General features: G+C 62.5%; 18 protein-coding genes. 8 read left to right on the forward strand and 10 right to left on the reverse strand.

The genetic code is table 11. From position 1 onward, the window contains the following. Window positions 1–2,520, forward strand: a complete 2,520-nt coding sequence (locus ACWFUC_RS16895) for a YbcC family protein (protein ID WP_489625476.1) — start codon at window positions 1–3, stop codon at window positions 2,518–2,520. A gap of 72 nt (window positions 2,521–2,592) precedes the next feature. Then, complete coding sequence (locus ACWFUC_RS16900; protein ID WP_489625477.1) at window positions 2,593–3,387, forward strand: EAL domain-containing protein; 795 nt, start codon at window positions 2,593–2,595, stop codon at window positions 3,385–3,387. Between the two features lie 77 nt (window positions 3,388–3,464). On the opposite strand, the gene ACWFUC_RS16905 is transcribed toward ACWFUC_RS16900, so the two are convergent. Next, entirely contained in the window at window positions 3,465–4,085 is a 621-nt protein-coding gene (locus ACWFUC_RS16905; protein WP_209568968.1) for a carboxymuconolactone decarboxylase family protein, read from the reverse strand. Between the two features lie 270 nt (window positions 4,086–4,355). Between ACWFUC_RS16905 and ACWFUC_RS16910 the strand changes: the two genes are divergently transcribed. Then, complete coding sequence (locus tag ACWFUC_RS16910) at window positions 4,356–4,724, forward strand: hypothetical protein (RefSeq protein WP_039788085.1); 369 nt, start codon at window positions 4,356–4,358, stop codon at window positions 4,722–4,724. Between the two features lie 25 nt (window positions 4,725–4,749). On the opposite strand, the gene ACWFUC_RS16915 is transcribed toward ACWFUC_RS16910, so the two are convergent. After that, window positions 4,750–5,745, reverse strand: coding sequence for a site-specific integrase (locus tag ACWFUC_RS16915; protein WP_489625478.1), 996 nt, complete (start codon window positions 5,743–5,745; stop codon window positions 4,750–4,752). Window positions 5,746–5,913: 168 nt separating this feature from the next. Between ACWFUC_RS16915 and ACWFUC_RS16920 the strand changes: the two genes are divergently transcribed. The 5 genes from ACWFUC_RS16920 (at window position 5,914) to ACWFUC_RS16940 (ending at window position 10,854) form a co-directional block, all read left to right on the forward strand. After that, window positions 5,914–6,975, forward strand: a complete 1,062-nt coding sequence (locus tag ACWFUC_RS16920) for a DNA-binding protein (RefSeq protein WP_489625479.1) — start codon at window positions 5,914–5,916, stop codon at window positions 6,973–6,975. Window positions 6,976–7,196: 221 nt separating this feature from the next. Next, window positions 7,197–8,030, forward strand: coding sequence for a MetQ/NlpA family ABC transporter substrate-binding protein (locus tag ACWFUC_RS16925; protein WP_489625480.1), 834 nt, complete (start codon window positions 7,197–7,199; stop codon window positions 8,028–8,030). 149 nt (window positions 8,031–8,179) lie between these two features. Next, on the forward strand, window positions 8,180–9,001 hold the full coding sequence (locus tag ACWFUC_RS16930) for a MetQ/NlpA family ABC transporter substrate-binding protein (protein WP_121040230.1): 822 nt from the start codon (window positions 8,180–8,182) through the stop codon (window positions 8,999–9,001). Window positions 9,002–9,032: 31 nt separating this feature from the next. Beyond that, a complete protein-coding gene (locus ACWFUC_RS16935) occupies window positions 9,033–10,202 on the forward strand; it encodes a methionine ABC transporter ATP-binding protein (protein ID WP_489625481.1) in 1,170 nt (389 codons plus the stop codon). Then, a complete protein-coding gene (locus ACWFUC_RS16940; protein WP_259435081.1) occupies window positions 10,186–10,854 on the forward strand; it encodes a methionine ABC transporter permease in 669 nt (222 codons plus the stop codon). Before ACWFUC_RS16935 ends, ACWFUC_RS16940 begins: the two co-directional genes overlap by 17 nt. 310 nt (window positions 10,855–11,164) lie before the next feature. Here ACWFUC_RS16940 and cydX read toward each other — a convergent pair whose 3' ends face one another. The 8 genes from cydX to ACWFUC_RS16980 form a co-directional block, all read right to left on the reverse strand. Next, window positions 11,165–11,332: a cytochrome bd-I oxidase subunit CydX gene (gene cydX / locus ACWFUC_RS16945; protein ID WP_034334022.1), complete on the reverse strand. Its 168-nt coding sequence runs from the start codon at window positions 11,330–11,332 to the stop codon at window positions 11,165–11,167. Between the two features lie 36 nt (window positions 11,333–11,368). Further along, window positions 11,369–12,508, reverse strand: coding sequence for a cytochrome d ubiquinol oxidase subunit II (gene cydB / locus ACWFUC_RS16950; protein ID WP_489625482.1), 1,140 nt, complete (start codon window positions 12,506–12,508; stop codon window positions 11,369–11,371). 27 nt (window positions 12,509–12,535) lie between these two features. Then, complete coding sequence (locus tag ACWFUC_RS16955; protein WP_489625483.1) at window positions 12,536–14,158, reverse strand: cytochrome ubiquinol oxidase subunit I; 1,623 nt, start codon at window positions 14,156–14,158, stop codon at window positions 12,536–12,538. A gap of 3 nt (window positions 14,159–14,161) precedes the next feature. Continuing rightward, window positions 14,162–14,434 (reverse strand): cytochrome oxidase putative small subunit CydP, encoded by a 273-nt coding sequence (cydP, locus tag ACWFUC_RS16960; protein WP_489625484.1) that lies wholly within the window; start codon window positions 14,432–14,434, stop codon window positions 14,162–14,164. 66 nt (window positions 14,435–14,500) lie between these two features. Further along, window positions 14,501–15,295 carry a sulfite exporter TauE/SafE family protein gene (locus tag ACWFUC_RS16965; protein WP_489625485.1) on the reverse strand — a complete coding sequence of 265 codons (795 nt, stop codon included), beginning with the start codon at window positions 15,293–15,295 and terminating at the stop codon, window positions 14,501–14,503. A 10-nt stretch (window positions 15,296–15,305) separates the two neighbouring features. Then, complete coding sequence (locus ACWFUC_RS16970; RefSeq protein ID WP_489625486.1) at window positions 15,306–16,973, reverse strand: bifunctional protein tyrosine phosphatase family protein/NAD(P)/FAD-dependent oxidoreductase; 1,668 nt, start codon at window positions 16,971–16,973, stop codon at window positions 15,306–15,308. Window positions 16,974–17,041: 68 nt separating this feature from the next. Next, window positions 17,042–17,236: a YgaP family membrane protein gene (locus ACWFUC_RS16975; protein WP_034337443.1), complete on the reverse strand. Its 195-nt coding sequence runs from the start codon at window positions 17,234–17,236 to the stop codon at window positions 17,042–17,044. Between the two features lie 22 nt (window positions 17,237–17,258). Next, a complete protein-coding gene (locus ACWFUC_RS16980; protein WP_489625487.1) occupies window positions 17,259–18,134 on the reverse strand; it encodes an MBL fold metallo-hydrolase in 876 nt (291 codons plus the stop codon). Window positions 18,135–18,462 lie beyond the last annotated feature (328 nt).

Here is an 18,462-nt window from a genome sequence, read left to right on the forward strand (position 1 = left end):
ATGAACGTATTAGCCCAAGATAGCCAAGGACCAGCCGCCGCGCCGATCGCTGCGTGGAGCGCCGAGCTGGAGCAGCAATTGCAGCAAGCCTGCCAGGACGCCTGCGGTGCCATCGCCCCGGCCTGGCCACTGGATCGTGCCATCGCCGTCAATCCGCACTGGTCGCGGGTCGGCATGCCGCTGCGCCAGGTGGCCGCGCGCATGGCCCTGCTGGGCGGCATCCAGGTCTTTCCGCCCAAGGAACAGCTGCAGCAGGCCTGGGACCAGTGCCGGGTGACCGAAGCAGATCTGGAATACGCCCTGGCACACTCGATCGAGGCCCAGGAACGCGGTTTCGACGTTGCCCACTGTCTGTCGGTACTGGCCGCCACCGGCCCGGCGCCACGGCTGCCGCTGCTGATCGACGTGCTGGACAACGATCCCCAGCGCCACACCCGGCTCTCCTGGCGGCAGGCCATCACGCACCAGGTCAGCCAGACCTGTGCCGCCTACTTCGACCAGCACCAGGCCGACTGGCAGCCTGAACGCGGCATGGGCCTGTATGCCTTCTGGCGCGAGACGCTGGAGCACGACCACGGCATCGGCTTGCTGATGGGCCTGCCGCACATTGCCGATGGCGTCCGGGCGCTGCCGGCCTGCGCGCGCGAGGCCGAACGCTGGGTGATGCGGCGCATGGACCTGCCGCCCGAGGTCTGGGCCGACTATCTTGAATCGGTCCTGCTGACCGTCAATGGCTGGGCCTCGTGGTGTGCCTATCTGGGCTGGGAGGCCAAACTCGCAGGCGGCAGTGATGAACACCTGCGTGAATTGCTGGCCATCCGCATGGCCTGGGGTGCCTTGCTGTTGGAGTGCAAGGATGACGAAGCCGCCAGCCACGCCTTCCACACGGTGCAACAGGCCTGGGCACGCTCGCAGGAGCGTCTGGAACAAGTGCGTCAGGACCTGCTGGTCGATGAACTCTGGCAGGTCGCACTGGAGGCCGGCTACCAGCGCAAGTTGGCGGCAGCCTTGCTGCAACAGTCGGCCAATGCAGCGCCGCAGGTCGAGGTGCAGGCCGCATTCTGCATCGATGTACGCAGCGAACCGCTACGGCGGGCGCTGGAGGCGGTCCATCCCGGCATGCAGACGATGGGCTTCGCGGGTTTCTTCGGCCTGCCGGTGGCCTACACGCCGCTGGCCACCGAGGCCAGCCGTCCGCAGTTGCCGGGCCTGCTGGCACCGGCCTATCAGGTGCAGGATGTGGTCTCCCCCGCCGGAACGGTCGCCGATGGCGGCGTGCTGGCCAGTGCCGTGGCACGGGCGCGGCGCAAGACATTGGCCTTCAAGGAACAGTGGCAGGGCAATACGCGCTGGCCGGGGTCGGCGTTTTCCTTCGTCGAGGTGGCGGGTGTGACAGCACTGGGCGGTCTCTGGAAATGGCTGCAGCCTGGCCAGGCCGAACGTGCGCGCGATGACCTGGCCGGGCTGCCGTCGCGCTATCGCGAAGTGTGCCGGCCGCAACTGGTCGGCGTCGCGCTGGACGACAAGGTGGCACTGGCCGCCCGCGTGCTGCACGCCATGGGCCTGGATCGCCAGGTGGCCCCGCTGGTACTGCTGGCCGGGCATGGCAGCCAGTCCGCCAACAACGCGCATGCGGCAGCGCTGGACTGTGGCGCCTGCTGCGGCCAGACCGGCGAAGTCAACGCGCGCACGCTGGCCCAGTTGCTCAACGAACAGGAGGTGCGCCGCGGCCTGCTGGACCGGCAGATCTTCATCCCCGAAGACAGCCACTTCCTGGCCGTCCTGCACAACACCACGACCGACGAAATCGAAGCCTTCGATCTCGACCTGATGCCGGCAGCGGCCCGCGCGCGCTGGCAAGCCCTGCAGCCGGTGCTGGCCGAGGCCGGTGACCGTGTCCGCCGCGAGCGTGCGCTGCGCCTGGGGATGGAGCCGGCCCAGGCCGCGCCGGCCTTGCTGAAGCAACTGCGCCGCCGCGCCAACGACGGTGCCGAGACGCGTCCTGAATGGGGCCTGACCGGCAATGCCGCCTTCCTGATCGCCCCGCGTTCACGCAGCCGTGGACTGGACCTGGGTGGCCGCTGCTTCCTGCATGACTACGAGGCCAGCGAGGATCGGGACGGCAGCGTGCTGGAACTGCTGATGACCGCGCCCATGCTGGTGACGCACTGGATCAACTGGCAATATCACGCCTCCACCAGCGATCCGCAGCGCCTGGGCAGCGGCAACAAGCTCTTGCACAACGTGGTCGGGGGCACCATCGGTGTCTTCGAAGGCAATGGCGGCGATCTGCGCATCGGCCTGTCGCGCCAGTCGCTGCATGATGGCCAGCAGTGGGTGCATGAACCGCTGCGCCTGACCGTCGTGATCGATGCGCCGGCCGAGGCCATCGATGCCGTGGTCGCCCGCCACGCCATCGTGCGTCAGCTGCTGGAGCATGGCTGGCTGCACCTGTGGCGTTTCGGAGAGGCAGGCCTGGAGCAGTGGCGGCGCGAGGGATGGAAGTCAATCGGCTTGTGAAACTTCTGGTATCGTTGGCAAGATGCGGTAGCATAGATGCCGTTTTGCAACTAATGATTTACCGGAGAAAGCATGATCCCCATCATTCCAGACTCCAATGCCAGCCCGGGAGAGGACGCTGCGCGTCGCTCCTGCGAGGGCTGCTCGGACGACGGTAAGCTGGACATCGAGTTTGAATATGCCTATCAGCCCATCGTGCGCCTGTCCACGCGCTCGGTGTACGCCTATGAAGCATTGGTGCGCGGGCCGCAGGGCGAGCCCGCGTACACGGTGCTGAACCAGGTCAACGACAGCAACGTCTATCGTTTCGACCAGGCTTGCCGTACCAAGGCGGTGGAAGGCGCGGCACGGCTGGGCATGACGCAGTACCTGTCGATCAATTTCCTGCCCAATGCGGTGTACCGCCCGGAGGTCTGCATCCAGAGCACCTTCAAGGCCGCACGCAAGCATGACTTCCCGATCGAACGCATCATCTTCGAGGTAACCGAAGGGGAGCGCGTGGTCGACCGCCCGCACCTGGTGAACATCTTCCGGGAATACAGCCGCTTCGGTTTTCGTACCGCCATCGATGACTTCGGCGCCGGCTATGCGGGCCTGAACCTGCTGGCCGAATACCAGCCCGATCTGATCAAGATCGACATGGACCTGGTCCGCAACATCGACACCGACAAGCCGCGCCAGGCCATCGTGGCCGGCATCGCCGCCATCTGCGAGGAGCTGGATATCGAGATCCTGGCCGAGGGCGTCGAGACCCGTGCCGAACGCGATCACCTGGCGGCGCTGGGGATCGACCTGATGCAGGGGTACTGGTTTGCCAAGCCAGCTTTCCAGACTTTGGCCATCGTGCCGACCCAGGCCTGGGACTGATCAGGTCGAAAAGAAGCAGCAAACAAGAAAGTAAAGCGGCATCCGGAGATGCCGCTTTTTTTGCGTCCTGCCAGCCCTTATTCGGGGAAGCGCACCAGCCGTTTGGCCTCCTTCGGTGCCTGGTATTGCGCCGCGTTCATCTGCATGGCCAGCAGCGTGTAATAGGCATTGATGCCGGTCAGATCGACCACGCCCTTCTTGCCGAAACGCTTTTCGGCGCGGGCGAAGGTCGGATCGGAGACGCGCTTGTTGCGATGCAGTTCGAGCGAGAAGTCATAGACGATCTGCTCGTCCTCGCTCAGGCCCTCGGGACGGCGGCCGTCGGCGATGGCCGCCGCCACTTCCGGCTTGATGCCGGCTTTGATGGCGATGGGATAGTGTACGTACCACTCGTAATCCTGGGTCCATTCACGGGCCGTGATCAGAATCACCAGTTCGCTGAGGGTATTGCCGATGGCCGAGTTGTAGCGCAGGTAGTCGCCCATCGAGCGTGCCTGCGTCATCACTTGCGGGCTGTGCATCAGCGGTTCGAAGGGCCCGAACACCGGCACCTTGCGGGCGGCCAGGAATTCATCGGCGGCTTTTTTCTGTTCCGGCGTGTATTGATCGGGCGGGATCACCGGCAGGCGATCCGCAGCCTGGGCGACGGCGGCCGAGAGCAAGGTCGAGGCAAGGGCAATGCGCAGGAATCGTTTCATGAAGGTCTCTGTCTCTGGATGTTGGTCTGGTTATGGTGCCGACGCTGGCCTTGGCGGGCCACCGCGACGGCGGCTCTAGGATAGGGGAGCTTCAGCGGATTGTGTTGCTGAGTCTTCACTTTCGCCTGAGCCCATGTGAATGTCATGCAACATCGGCACGTCCTTGCCGATTTCGCTCCCGTCCGGAGGTGCTGCTGCGCGTCGTCATGGTGCCGGGACCCGTGCGCGGCTACAATCTCTGCCCACTGAACAAGCAACGAGACCTTACCGATGAAAACCTACGCCGTGCTCCCGTGGCTGGCCGTGATGCTGGCGCTTGGCGGTTGCGCCACCGAGGCCTATCGCGCCACCGAGAGCCAGTGCGCCCCGGCCGCCTATGCCCAGTATCCGATCATCCAGCAGACGCGGATGGAAATGCGCACCCGCACCATCCAGGTGCCGACCGGACAGACGCGCTGCAGCTCGGTGGTCAACGGCAACCGGACCGATACGGTCTGCCAGGACATCCTGCGTACCGAATATCAGCAATATCCCGTCTACGTGACGGTCGACATCAATGAATATGGCCGCAACCAGGTGATCGCCGCCTGCGCCCGTGCGCAATGCGTGAGAACGCACGGCAATCCGGACTGCGAGTAGTCCGGCCAGACGGGATCGCGGTGGTTTATGGTTCGGCCTGATCGGGCGTGCCGAGTACCGCAATTTGCTGCGGCAGCAGACGCTCCAGCATGGCGCGGTGGTAGGGATCCTGAGATTCCACATAGCGTGCCGCCGAATGAATGTTTTTCCATCCCACGTATTCCATCAGGGCGCGCATCTCCCAGCCATTGGCGCTGGCCCAGCTGGCAAAGCCGCGCCGCAGCGAGTGCGAGCTGTAGAGATGTGCATCATCAATCCCTGCCGATTTCAGGATCCGTCGCAGCAAGGGGATGATGCTGGCCGCATTGACCGCTTCTTCGCTGATGCGGCCCCAGCGATCGATGCCGCGTAGTACCGGTCCGCTGCTCAGGCCGCTCACCGCCAGCCAGTCGAGATAAGCCGCCACCGGGCACAACCGTGACAGCGCCGGCGTCTTGTAGGTGCTGCCTTTGAGGCTGCGGTCGGTCTTGGTGCGGGGCAGGTGGATGCGCATGCCTTCGCCTGCCACCGCCTCAATGCGTTCGATATCCAGCCGCGCCAATTCGTCGCTGCGAAATCCCCGCCAGAATCCGATCAGCAACAATGCCTTGTCGCGCGTATGCCGCAGCAGGTCGGCAAAGCGCGCCTGCTGGCGTGCCAGTTCCCGTTCGCGTTCCAGATGGGCGATGGTCTGCTCCAGCGCCTCCAGCTGCAGCGGTTTGGCGCGTTTTTCCTGGGCAGGATGCAGTTCCAGGATGCCGCGCAGCATCTTGCGCACGACCGGAGCCTTGGTCGGGTCCGGGAATCCCTGGTCGACATGCCACTGGCCCAGCGCGGAGATGCGCTGCTTGAGCGTGTTGTGCGCCAGCTTGCCGGCGTGCTCAGCCAGATAGCGCACCAGGCTGTCCGCCGTGGCTGGCAGAAAACCACCCCATTCCACTTCGAAATGCTTCACGGCCGCACGATAGCTGCGGCGAGTGTTGTCACGCGTGGCGGCGTGCAGATAGTCATCGATATTCAACGGTGCTGGTGCGGCTGGCATGGGCTCATTACAGACGGGTGAGGGCAGATTCGGAGGATTTTACGCGATCAGATTCGATAATCATCCAATATCCTGTGTTAATTATTTTCGACATCTGCATAAATATTCTTCAATATTAGTATGTAATTACGTATTATGTAATTCATCATCAAATAACGGATTTGGACCATGGCACGTACCGGCCTCTACAAATCGGAAGTAAAGAAAGCGCGCGATTCCTTGCTGGCATTGGGCCGACATCCGTCGGTGGATGCTGTGCGGGTAGAACTGGGCAATACCGGCTCCAAGACTACAATCCACAAATACCTGAAGGAATTGGAAGAAGAGGAGGGCGGCCAGAGCCAGCCGCGCAGCGTCAGCGAGGCTCTGCAGGACCTGGTGGAGCGGCTCGCCGTGCAGTTGCAGGAGGAGGCCCGGGCAGAGGTCAAGGCAGTGCGTGCGGAAACGGAGACGGTAACGGCCCGATTGGCGCAGGAATTGGCATTGCTGAAGGCCGCCCATGGCGAGCAGGGCCTGCGTCTGGATCAGACGCAAAAAGCCCTGATCGCCGAGCGCGCCGCCCATGAGAAAACCCGCGAGGAACGCCAGGAGCAAACCGCCATGGCACGCACCCTGGAAGTGAAGCTCGCTGCCTTGCAGGAACGCCTGGCCGAAAACGAACAGCACCGCCAGTCGCTCGAAGAAAAGCACCAGCACGCTCGCGATGCCCTGGAGCACTACCGCAGTGCCGCCAAGGACCAGCGCGACCAGGACCAGCGACGCCACGAGCAACAACTCCAGACCCTGCAAGCCGAATTGCGCCAGTTGCGCCAGGATGCAGTGGTGCGCCAGGAGGACGTCACCCGGCTCAATCAGGAAGGCGTGCGCCTGATTGCCGAGTTGTCACATGCGCGGCAGGCGCTGGCAGAACAGCACACGCTGGCCACGCGTCGCGAACAACAAATGGAGGTGCTGCAGGAACAGGCTTCCGCCAAGCGCGTGCTCGAAGCGCAGCTGGCTGCCAGGAACGAGGCCTTGACGCAACTGCAGGCCCGGGTCATCAGTGCCGAAGAAGAGGCCGCCAGCGGGCGCCGGCAATGGCAGCAGGGCGAGCGCGAGCTGGCGGCGGTACGCGCACGACTGGAAACGCACGAAGCGCTGCTCAAAGAGTGGCGCGACCACTCCGCTGTGCAACAGGATAAAAAGGCAGCGCCACCGGTACCAAAAGACTCAGGCACCGACCCCGGCTGATACCGGGGCAGGGCAGTGGTGCCGTGCATGCGCTCGCTGCACGTCCGTGCTGCACTTCCATTCAGCCAGCCATGCCCGCCGATGAAGGCTCATGCAAAAAGCTGATATCCAAGCATGTTTTACTTTGTAGCTCCAAATGATCTGATCGACCACAATCGGGGCTCGCGGCGGCTTTCGAGGCCGTGTCCGCTGCCTCCATTGAACGACTCCACGATCAGGTCATGCACGCAAAGAACTTCATTCGCCGCTTCCGGTTTCCGCAGACTCTGGCCGGTGCCATCCTGGCCTTGAGCGCAGCGTTTTCGCACGCTCAAGCTCTGACCATCGGCGTGACGCCCGGCGTGATCGCCGACTCCATCCAAGTGGCCGCAGCAGAAGCCAAGCGGCAGGGACTGGAGGTACGCGTGGTCGAGATGACCGACTGGACCACGCCCAATGTCGCCCTGCAATCCGGCGACCTCGACCTGAATTACTTCCAGCACACCGCCTTCCTGGAAAACGCCATCCGTCAACGTGGCTACGCCTTTGCGATTGCCGGTTATGGCGTGCTGCCCAACATCGGCCTGTTTTCCACCCGCATCAAGAGCCTGGCGCAACTGAAGGACGGTGCCACCGTGGCCGTGGCCAACGATCCCGTCAACCAGGGCCGGGGACTGCTGCTGCTGGAACGCGCCGGACTGATCAAACTCAAGCCCGGTGTGGGCGCCAAGGCCAGCCTGGCTGACATCGCCAGCAACCCGAAGAAACTGGATTTCAAGGAAATCGAAGGTCCGCAACTGGTCCGCGCTCTGGATGACGTCGATCTGGCGCAGGGTTACCCGGCGCATCTGGTTGCCGCCGGCAAGCCGGAGATCGCCAAAAGCGGCCTGCAATATTCGACCGTGGACGACCAGCGCTTCGCGATCGTCTTCGTCTCGCGCACCAGCAATGCCGCTGACCCGCGCATCCGCAAATTCATCACGCTGTACCAGCAATCGCCCGCCGTGCTGGCCAAGATCGATGAGCGCTATGCGCACGACAAACGGCTTTACAGCTTGCCCTGGCAAAAGCCCTGAATGAAGCTTTGTGTCGCTGGCGAGTGATCATCTCGAGCCTCGCCGGCCGCAAGCCCGCTTCCAGCGGCCTCCCGTTGCGCCGACGCTGCCAGCGGCTGATTCACGACCTGAACATTTTTTCCCAAAACCCATTTTTTCCGGAGCCCTGCATGCAGCCTTCCCGTCTTTTCCGTCATTTGCTGGTCGTCCTGACTGTCCTTTCTGCCCATGCCGGTGTGGCGCACGCCGCCGACAAGCTGCGCATCGGCGTGGTGCCTGGGGCCTATGGCGACTCCATCGCAGTGGCCGCCAAGGAAGCCAAGAACCAGGGCATTGACGTGCAAGTCGTCGAATTCACCGACTGGACCACGCCCAATGTGGCGGTGGATGCAGGGGACCTGGACCTGAACTATTTCCAGCACCAGCCCTTCCTCGACAATGCCATACAGAAGAACGGCTACAAGCTGGCCAGTGCCGGTACCGGCATCCTGGCCAACGTCGGCCTGTATTCGCTCAAGCACAAGTCCTTCGCCCAAGTGCCACAGGGCGGCAAGGTCGGCATCGCCAACGATCCTGTCAACCAGGGGCGCGGCTTGCTGTTGCTGCAGAGTGTGGGACTGATCAAGCTCAAGCCCAACGTCGGCTACCTGGGCAGTCTCAATGACATCGTCGAGAACCCCAAGAAGCTGAACTTCGTGGAAGTGGAAGGCCCGCAGCTGGTGCGCATCACGCCCGATGTCGACCTGGCTCAGGGCTATCCGCACTTCATCGTGGCGGCCAAGGCCTTCGATCCTTCCAGCGGCCTGGCCTATTCCGGTATCGAGGATGCCCGTTTCGCCATCCAGTTCGTCACCAAGGCCAGCCGCGTGAATGATCCGGTGATCCAGAAATTCATCCGCATCTACCAGAACTCGGAGACCGTCAAGGCCGACATCCATCGTGCCTTCAACAGCGACAAGCGTCTCTACACGCTGGCCTGGCAGAAGCCCTGAAACCGCCGCACCCGTCCCGGAAGGAAACCGCATGGAACTCTCGATCACGGCCAGACAATCCTTGACCGCTCCCAGCCGTCCCGAGGCGGAGCATGATGCTGCCGCGCAGGCCTCGGCCCCTGGCGGCCCGTGGCCCGGCAGCGGTCCCAAGGGCAGGGTGGCCTTGCGCCAGGTCGGCAAGACCTACCTCTCATCGGCCGGCCCGGTGCAGGCCTTGCAGGACATCGACCTGGAGATTGCGCCCGGCAGCATCTTCGGCATCATCGGCCGCAGCGGGGCCGGCAAATCCAGCCTGCTGCGCACCATCAACCGGCTGGAGACGCCCACCAGCGGGCGCATCGAAGTCGATGGGGTGGATATCGCGACCCTCGAGGATGCGCAACTGGTGCAATTGCGCCGGCGCATCGGCATGATCTTCCAGCATTTCAACCTGCTCTCGGCCAAGACCGTCTTTGACAACATCGCCTTGCCGCTGCGCGTGGCCGGCGTGCCGCGCCAGCAGGTGGAGGGCAGGGTGCGCGAACTGCTGGCCCTGGTCGGTCTGCAGGACAAGGCCGATACCTATCCGCGCCGCCTCTCGGGCGGCCAGAAGCAGCGTGTCGGCATTGCCCGCGCCCTGGCCAGCGGGCCCGAGATCCTGCTCTGCGACGAGGCCACCTCGGCGCTGGACCCGGAAACCACTCACGCCATCCTGCAACTGCTGAGCGACATCAACCGCAAGCTGGGCATCACGGTGATCCTGATCACGCATGAAATGAGCGTCATTCGCGAGATCGCCGACCAGGTGCTGGTGCTGGAACAGGGACGCATCGCTGAACTGGGACCGGTGTGGCAGGTGTTCGGTAATCCCGCCCATCCAGCCACGCAAGCTTTGTTGGCGCCACTGCAGCAAGGCCTGCCGCCGGAACTGCTGGACAAACTGCAGACCGTGCCGCCGTCCGGGCTGCATGAGCGCATTCTGCAATTGCAATACCGTGGCGGGGATGGCCTGGAGCCTGATCTGTTGCGCGTGGCTCAGGCGCTGGGCGGCAAGACGCGCTTGCTGCAGGCCAGCGTGGAGCGCATCCAGGGACATACCCACGGTCAGCTCTACATCGCCTTGGCCGACGTCACGGGATCACCAGACTGGCAGGCCCTGACACAGGGACCCACGGCGATTGCGCATCACATCAAGGAGTTGGGATATGTCACTCGAACTTAGTCTTTCCATTCCCATCGAGCGCTACGGCAATGCGCTGGTCGATACGCTGCAGATGGTAGGCATCTCGGGCGCACTGGCGCTGGTGGCGGGCATTCCGCTGGCGGTGCTGCTGATCGTGACGGCGCCGGGCGGCTTCCTGGCCTCCCCGCGCGTGCACCGGGTATTGGGCAGCATCATCAATGGTTTTCGCGCCACGCCCTTCATCGTTCTGCTGGTGGCGCTGATTCCGCTCACGCGCCTGGTGGCGGGCACCACCATCGGCGTCTGGGCCGCCATCGTGCCGCTGGCCATCAGCGCCACGCCTTTCTTTGCGCGCATCGTCGAGGTGAGCTTGCGCGAGGTTGATCCCGGTCTGGTCGAAGCAGCGCAGGCACTGGGCTGCAAGAAATGGGACATCGTGCGGCATGTCTATCTGCCCGAGGCTCTGCCCGGCATCGTGGGGGGCTTCACGATCACGCTGGTGGCCCTCATCAGCTCTTCGGCCATGGCCGGTGCCGTGGGCGCGGGCGGGCTGGGGGATCTGGCAATCCGCTATGGCTATCAGCGATTCGATACGCAGGTGATGGTGATCGTCATTGCGGTGCTGATTTTGCTGGTGTCGGTGGTGCAGCGTATCGGGGACGGCTACGTGCGCTGGCTGCGTGAACGCTGATGGGACTGTAGCGCTGACCAAGTCCTGAGGCTTGCTGTTGATTTCGCGGGCCCCTGCATGCAGGGGCCCGCTGTTTTGTATGGCAGCGCATGTTCATACTGGCAAGCTCGCCACGATGGACATGCGCTGGAACGGCAGCAGCGTGCTGCCGTCCGCGCTGGACGGGTAAGCCTGTTGCATGCGGCGCGCATATTCGGTGCGGAAGGCCTGCAATTGCTGGCCTTCCAATCAGACAGGGAGTGCCGCAAAGTGGCCAGAAGAAAATAATGCCATCTCTTTGATCTGAATAATTCCCTCAGATCAGACCCGCTCAGCGTCCCTGACGGCTTTCGGCGTGATTGCGCGCATCGACGAAGCGCGCATGCGTTTCTTCAGCCTTGCGGCGGCCGAAGGCATAGTTGGCTTCCAGCCACATGACGTTGATGATGCCGAAGGCCAGGGCCAGGCCGATGCCGAGTATCCAGGCGAAATACCACATGATGTTCTCCTCGTTGCAGTTTGCGATTGCGCGTAATCAATACGCCGTGTGTTCGTTCTCGTGGATGTCGCGGGCGGTAACCTTGCCCTTGACCACGCGATAGACCCAGCCGGTATAGACGATGATGAGCGGCAGGAAGATCAGCACCATCCAGAACATCAGGCCCAGGGTCTTGTGGCTGGAGACCGAATCCCACAGGGTCAGGCTGCTCTTGGCGTCCAGTGAAGAGGGCATGACGAAGGGGAACAGCGACATGCCGGCGGTGAGGATGATGCCGGTCACCGACAGCCCGCTGGCGATGAAGGCCAGGCGGGCACTGCGCACCAGCGCCAGCAAGGCCGCCAGTACCGCACCGGCCGCGCCCAGCGCCGGGAACAGCTTGGTCACGGGCCACTTGGCGTAGTTGTCGAACCAGGCACCGGCGACCACTTCCACCGTCTTGGCCAGGGGAGTGAAGGCGCTGTTGGCGTCCGGCATGGAGGTGATGCGATAACCAGGCATCTGGGCTACCCAGAAGCCGCCGGCCACGAACAGCAGCACCGTCACCAGCGCCGCACTGATGACGGTCTTGCGCGAACGCTCCCCCACGGCGGCCTCGGTCTTGACGAAGGCGAAGGCCGCACCGTGCATCAGCAGCATGGCCACCGACAGCAGGCCCGCCAGCAGACCGAAGGGGTTCAACAGGGCAAAGAAGCTGCCGGTGTATTCGACCCGCATGGTGTCGTCATAGTGGAAGGGCACACCCAGCAGCAGGTTGCCGAAGGCCACGCCGCAGATCAGGGGCGGCACGAAACCACCGATGAACAGGCCCCAGTCCCAGGCATTGCGCCAGCGTGGATCGGCCACCTTGCTGCGGTAGTCGAAACCCACCGGACGGAAGAACAGCGAGAACAGCAAGACCATCAGGGCAATGTAGAAGCCCGAGAAGGCCGTCGCATACACCAGCGGCCAGGCTGCGAAGGTGGCGCCGCCGGCGGTGATGAACCAGGTCTGGTTGCCCTCCCAGGTGGGGCCGATGGAGTTGATCAGGATGCGGCGCTCGGTGTCGTTCTTGCCGGCGAAGGGCAGCATCATGCCCACGCCGAAGTCGAAGCCGTCGGTCAGGGCGAAGCCGATGATGAGTACGCCCACGAAGGCCCACCAGATCAGCTTGAGTGTTTCGTAATCGAAGATCATTCTGCTTTCCTCATTTCTTCTGGTGGCTTAGTGGCTGCCGGCATTGGCCGACGGATTCAGGGGCGGCGGCAGGACATCGCCGGGGCTCTTTTCATGACCCTTGGTTTCCCAGTAGTACTGGCCGGTATGCAGGCTGCTGGGGCCGAGGCGCGCGTACTTCACCATCAGGATCATCTCCACCACCAGCAGGAAGGTATAGAACAGGATGAACCCGGCCAGGCTGAAGTAGAGGCTGCCCGGCTGCAGCGAGGAGGCCGACAGGTGGGTCGGCAGGATGCCGGCGATGGTCCAGGGCTGGCGACCGTATTCGGCCACGATCCAGCCCAGCTCGGCGGCGATCCAGGGCAGCGGGATGGCGATCACGGCCAGGCGCAGCAGCCAGCGCTGCGGCGCCAGCTGCTTCTTGGCCAGGAACCAGAACGAGGCGGCGAAGATGAACAGGAATAGGAAGCCCAGCGCCACCATGCCGCGGAAGGCCCAGAACAGCGGCGCGACCTTGGGGATGGTGTCGTTCACAGCCATGCTGATCTGCTCCGGCGTGGCATCGACCACGTTGTTGGTGTACTTCTTCAACAGCAGGCCGTAGCCCAGGTCCTTCTTGAGCTTGTCGAACTCGACGCGGGCCTCGGGCGACTTGTCGCCGGATTTCAGCCGGGTCAGCGCGGCATAGGCCAGCATGCCGTTGCGGATGCGGACTTCATGCTCCTTCTTCAGATCCTTGATGCCCAGCACCTGGGTATCGGCCGAGCGGGTTGCGATCAGGCCCAGCACGTAGGGAATCTTGACGGCGTAGTCGGTGCGTTCTTCCTTGTCATTGGGCAGGCCGAAGAGAGTCAGACCGGCGGGGGCAGGGTGGGTGTCCCACTCGGCTTCGATGGCGGCCAGCTTGACCTTGTTGACTTCACCGGCGGTGTAGCCCGATTCATCCCCCAGCACGATCACCGAGAGCGTGGCGGCCAGGCCGAAACCTGCTGCCACCGCAAAGGAACGCAGCGCGAAGGCGGTGTCGCGGGCCTTGAGCAAGTACCAGGCGGAGACGCCCAGCACGAACATCGATGCCGTCACGTAACCGGCGGCCACGGTGTGTACGAACTTGACCTGCGCCACCGGGTTGAAGATCACCTCGGTCATGCTGACCAGTTCCATACGCATGGTCTCGAAGTTGAATTCGGCGCCCACCGGATTGTTCATCCAGCCGTTGGCGATCAGGATCCACAGCGCCGACAGGTTCGAGCCCAGCGCCACCAGCACGGTGACGATCAGGTGCTGCTTGCGCGAGAGCTTGTCCCAGCCGAAGAAGAACAGGCCGACGAAGGTCGATTCCATGAAGAAGGCCATCAGGCCTTCGATGGCCAGCGGGGTGCCGAAGATGTCGCCCACGTAGTGCGAGTAATAGGACCAGTTGGTGCCGAACTGGAATTCCAGGGTGATGCCGGTGGCCACGCCCATGGCGAAGTTGATGCCGAAGAGCTTGCCCCAGAAGCGGGTCATGTCCTTGTAGATCTGGTTGCCGGTCATGACATAGACCGACTCCATGATGACCAGGATCCAGGACAAGCCCAGGGTGAGGGGGACGAACAGGAAGTGATAGAGCGCCGTGACGGCGAACTGCAGCCGCGACAAAGAGACGACTTCATCAATGGGAACCATGTCTTACTCCGGTTTGGTAATTGTTTTAGATGCCTGTTGCATGTCAGCCGACGATGCCGATACGGAATTTGGCGCGAGCATGCGTTGCTCCACCCGCTGTACCGGCATCTGCATGTGCTTGGCTTCGGGATGTGCGAAAAAGGTCTTGGCCAGCCCAGTAATGAGGGCCACTTTGACGATCAGCAGAATGGAGATTTCCGCCGCCAGCGGCATGCTTGTCAGCCGTCTGGAAGTGCCCCCTGGATTACACTTTTGCCCCAAAAATTGCTTCATCATCACCTCTATTTTTTATGTGGGTGTGTAGGAAAGCCGATTTGAAATGAAAGCATGGACGCCCAATGATCAGTAAATAGACTTCATGATCAGGCCAGCAGACACTACCATGCAAACTATCGAAAATGCCAGTTTCAGATGGGCTGGGTGCCAGCGTACTGCAAGCTTCCCGCCAAGCAACATACCAGCCATCGCTCCCGCAGAAAAAGGTAATCCAATACCCAGATCGAAGTGACCACTGACCATGCTGGTGCCGACGCTGACCAATGAAATCAACGCGATCACCGCCAGCGAAGTTGAGACGACAGACTGCATGGCCAGGTCGGTCACCCGCTGCAAGGACGGTACGATGACGAACCCGCCACCCACGCCGAGCAGCCCCGAAAGCACACCCGCCAAGCCGCCCATGACGGCCAGGCGACTGGCACAACGTGGTGTCCAGACGAAGCGTCCGCTCTGGTCGCGCAGGCAGGGGCAGTCATCTGGTACGGTAGCCGCGGCCGTCCTGCTGCGCCGGGCATCACGCATGCCCTTGATGGCCACCCACACCATGACAATGGCAAACAGCAGCGTCAGGTAGCGTGTATCGAGCTGATGGGCCAGCCACGTTCCCAGCGGGGTGAGAACAATGCCGACAACGGCGATCAGCGCGGCGGCGCGATAGCGTACGATGCCGGCCCGCAAACCGATCACCGCCCCCATCGCCGAAGCAATGCCAACGGCCAGCAAGCCGATGGGACCGGCCTGCGGCACGCTCAGATGCAGGCCGAACACCAGCAGCGGAATGGCCAGGATACCGCCACCGGCACCGGTGAGCCCCATGATGCAGCCCACCAGGGCACCCAGTAACAGGCTCATGCTCATCTCTGTCTCCTCAACCGACCATTTCGGGTTGCGCCAGCCACTCGTGTCCCTTGAGCATGCCTTCCCAGTACAGCGGCGGCAGAATGCGCTCCTTGAGCAGCCAGGCCAGGCGCGATGGACGTGTGCCATCCAGCATCCACGCCGGGAAGCTGGGCGCCAGCTTCCCGCCATAGTTGAATTCAGCCAGAACGATCTTGCCGCGTTCCACCGTCAAGGGGCAGGAGCCATAGCCGTTGTAGCGGGCCTGAACGGATTGCCGGCCCAGGTTGTGGAGCACATTGTGGGCGACCACCGGCGCCTGTTTGCGGGCCGCAGCGGCGGTCTTGGCGTTGGGCGAGTTGGCCGCATCGCCCAGCCCGAAGATGTTGGCAAAGCGCTTGTGCTGCAAGGTCGATTGATCGACATCGATCCACCCGGCCGGATCGGCCAGAGGGCTGCTGCGGATGAAGTCTGGCGCGGTCTGCGGCGGCACCACGTGGATCATGTCAAAGGGGACTTCCACTTTCTGGGAGCTGCCATCGGGGGAGCTGACTGCAAAGGTGGCGATCTTGCGTCCACCATCGATGGCAGTCAGGGTCTGTCCGAAGTTGAGATTGATGCCATAGGCCTGCACATACTCCATCAAGGCTGGTACGTATTCGGCCACGCCGAAGAGCACGGCGCCAGCAGAGCGAAACTGCACATTCGATTTCTTGAGCACGCCAGCGTGCCGCCACGCATCGCAAGAGAGATACATGGCCTTTTGCGGGGCGCCAGCGCATTTGATGGGCATAGGCGGCTGGGTGAACACGGCATCGCCTCCTTTGAAACGCTCCACCAACTCCCAGGTGTAGGGCGCCAGATCATAACGATAATTGGACGTCACGCCGTTGCGACCCAGGGTATCGGTGAGGCCTTCGATGCCGTCCCAGTTCAGTTTCAGGCCGGGACAGACCACCAGCTGCTCGTACTTGACCACACGGCAGCCTTCCAGCAGCACCGCATTGCGCTCAGGCTCGAAACCTGCCACGGCCGATTTGATCCAGCGTACGCCGCGCGGGATGAGCGATCCCATCACCCGGGCTGTCTGCGCGGGCTTGAATACACCGCCGCCAACCAGGGTCCAGCCGGGTTGGTAATAATGGACATCGGCCGGGTCGATGATGGCGATATCCAGTCCAGGCTGGCGCGCCAGCAGGCTCGACGCCACCGAGATCCCTGCCGCGCCACCACCCACGATGACTACCTTGTGCGTCGAGTCGGCCACATCGAATGGGGTGGCATTGCTCTGGTTGATTCTGCGCACCAGTGCGCTCAGGTCGTAACCCGCCTGTTCGGCACGGGTCAATATCTCCCCCGTGGACATGCGGCCGGCGCGCGAGAGCCCCCACAGCGTGGTACTGCGCATGCCACTACGGCAATAGGCCAGCACGGGCTTGGGTAGCTCTTCGAGAAGATGGTCGAATTCGTCCGCCTGGGCATCGGCCACCTGACCAGGGATCACCGGCAGATAGTGCGCCTCGATGCCCGCAGTCTGAGCTTGTTGTTCCACCTCTCTGAAACTGGGTTGGTCGCCGGCTTCCCCGTCCGGACGATTGCAGATGATGGATTTGAAGCCGGCCGCCGCGATCTCTGCCATATCGGCAGGCATGACCTGGGCCGAGACGGACAAGTTGGCCGTCAGTTGCTTGATGTTCATGGAATGTCTCCTTGATTGATGTGCCCCTGGCGGCGACGCCCCGGCGTCGGCCAGCAAGGGGAGGGGGATCAGCGATCCCGGGTAGCGCAACTGCTGATGCCCAGCAGCGGATACAGCGGACAGAAGCGGAACAAGCCGGTTCCTATTGCGATCAGGCCCAACCAGCCCCACCATCCCACGGTACCGGTCGCCGAAAGGATGACCAGGACGACGCCAATGACGATTCTCAAGATGCGGTCGATACCGCCTACATTGCATTTCATGATGACTCCTCAGGGTTGGTGATCAGACTGCGTCCAGCGGGATCTTCAGATAACGCATGCCGTTGGCTTCGGCCGGTGGCAACTGCCCCGCACGCATGTTGACTTGCACCGACGGTAGCAGCAGTACCGGCATGGCGAGGGTGGCATCACGGGCACTGCGCATGGCCACGAATTCCTCCTCGCTGATGCCATCGCGGACATGGATGTTATTGCTACGCTCTTCAGCCACGGTGGTGACGAACTGAAGCTGCCGGCCGTTGGGCTGGTAGTCGTGACACAGGTAGATACGGGTATGCGGCGGCAGGCTCAGGACCTTGTTGATCGAATGGAAGAGCGTGCGGGCGTTCCCGCCGGGGAAATCGCAGCGTGCGGTCCCGTAGTCGGGCATGAACAGGGTGTCGCCGACGAAGGCTGCGATCTGATCACCTTCCTCCACGACATAGGTGATACAGGCCGGCGTATGGCCGGGGGTATGCATGACACGCGCCTGCAGAGCGCCGATCCGGAAGTGCTCACCATCGGCGAACAGGTGATCGAACTGGCTGCCATCGTGAGCAAATTCACTGCCGGCATTGAAAAGCGCCCCAAATACGTTTTGCACCTGTCGGATGTGCTCACCGATAGCGATACGTCCGCCCAGCTTGCGCTTGAGATAGGGTGCCGCAGACAGATGGTCGGCATGGGCATGGGTTTCCAGGATCCATTGCACCGAAGCCTCGAGCTCCTGCACGCGCCTGATCAGGTGATCGGCGCTACTGGTGGAGGTACGGCCGGATTTGGGATCGTAGTCCAGCACGCTGTCCAGCAGTGCGCATTGCCGGGTTGTGCGGTCCAGTACCAGATAGCTCACAGTACTGGTGGCAGGGTCGAAATGACCTTCAATATGCAGGTTGTCCACGTTGTCCTCCTCTGATTGTCAGATATTTTGTTCATATCAAAACTTGTGCCAGATCGTGGGAATTTTTCAACCAACTGATTTATAAGGAAATTTTTACAAATGCACTTCATATGCAGTCCGAATGACTGCCAGTGACACTGCCAAGTGGCAGTGTCATACTGCCACTTGGCAGCGCATGTGCGCCGCCCCAAATCAGAGGGAGGTTCCCACATGGACTTGCTGCTGAGGTCCATTTGCCAGAACCGCCTGGATGCGGCATTTGCCTGAATTTGTCTTGAAGAAAGCGAGAGATTTCGTGGAGTCGCTACCCGATGTTTTGCAGTCGTTC

This window comes from Herbaspirillum sp. Her4, from assembly GCF_057961335.1.

Bases quoted from the DNA above. Each gene is read 5' to 3' on its own strand.
- ACWFUC_RS16925 (WP_489625480.1), top strand. From the start codon at position 7,197: ATGCACGCAAAGAACTTCATTCGCCGCTTCCGGTTTCCGCAGACTCTG.
- ACWFUC_RS16905 (WP_209568968.1), bottom strand. From the start codon at position 4,085: ATGAAACGATTCCTGCGCATTGCCCTTGCCTCGACCTTGCTCTCGGCC.
- ACWFUC_RS16955 (WP_489625483.1), bottom strand. From the start codon at position 14,158: ATGGTTCCCATTGATGAAGTCGTCTCTTTGTCGCGGCTGCAGTTCGCC.
- cydB (WP_489625482.1), bottom strand. From the start codon at position 12,508: ATGATCTTCGATTACGAAACACTCAAGCTGATCTGGTGGGCCTTCGTG.
- cydP (WP_489625484.1), bottom strand. From the start codon at position 14,434: ATGATGAAGCAATTTTTGGGGCAAAAGTGTAATCCAGGGGGCACTTCC.
- ACWFUC_RS16900 (WP_489625477.1), top strand. From the start codon at position 2,593: ATGATCCCCATCATTCCAGACTCCAATGCCAGCCCGGGAGAGGACGCT.
- ACWFUC_RS16935 (WP_489625481.1), top strand. From the start codon at position 9,033: ATGGAACTCTCGATCACGGCCAGACAATCCTTGACCGCTCCCAGCCGT.
- ACWFUC_RS16915 (WP_489625478.1), bottom strand. From the start codon at position 5,745: ATGCCAGCCGCACCAGCACCGTTGAATATCGATGACTATCTGCACGCC.
- ACWFUC_RS16965 (WP_489625485.1), bottom strand. From the start codon at position 15,295: ATGAGCATGAGCCTGTTACTGGGTGCCCTGGTGGGCTGCATCATGGGG.
- ACWFUC_RS16895 (WP_489625476.1), top strand. From the start codon at position 1: ATGAACGTATTAGCCCAAGATAGCCAAGGACCAGCCGCCGCGCCGATC.
- ACWFUC_RS16930 (WP_121040230.1), top strand. From the start codon at position 8,180: ATGCAGCCTTCCCGTCTTTTCCGTCATTTGCTGGTCGTCCTGACTGTC.
- ACWFUC_RS16975 (WP_034337443.1), bottom strand. From the start codon at position 17,236: ATGAAATGCAATGTAGGCGGTATCGACCGCATCTTGAGAATCGTCATT.
- ACWFUC_RS16920 (WP_489625479.1), top strand. From the start codon at position 5,914: ATGGCACGTACCGGCCTCTACAAATCGGAAGTAAAGAAAGCGCGCGAT.
- cydX (WP_034334022.1), bottom strand. From the start codon at position 11,332: ATGTGGTATTTCGCCTGGATACTCGGCATCGGCCTGGCCCTGGCCTTC.
- ACWFUC_RS16910 (WP_039788085.1), top strand. From the start codon at position 4,356: ATGAAAACCTACGCCGTGCTCCCGTGGCTGGCCGTGATGCTGGCGCTT.
- ACWFUC_RS16940 (WP_259435081.1), top strand. From the start codon at position 10,186: ATGTCACTCGAACTTAGTCTTTCCATTCCCATCGAGCGCTACGGCAAT.
- ACWFUC_RS16970 (WP_489625486.1), bottom strand. From the start codon at position 16,973: ATGAACATCAAGCAACTGACGGCCAACTTGTCCGTCTCGGCCCAGGTC.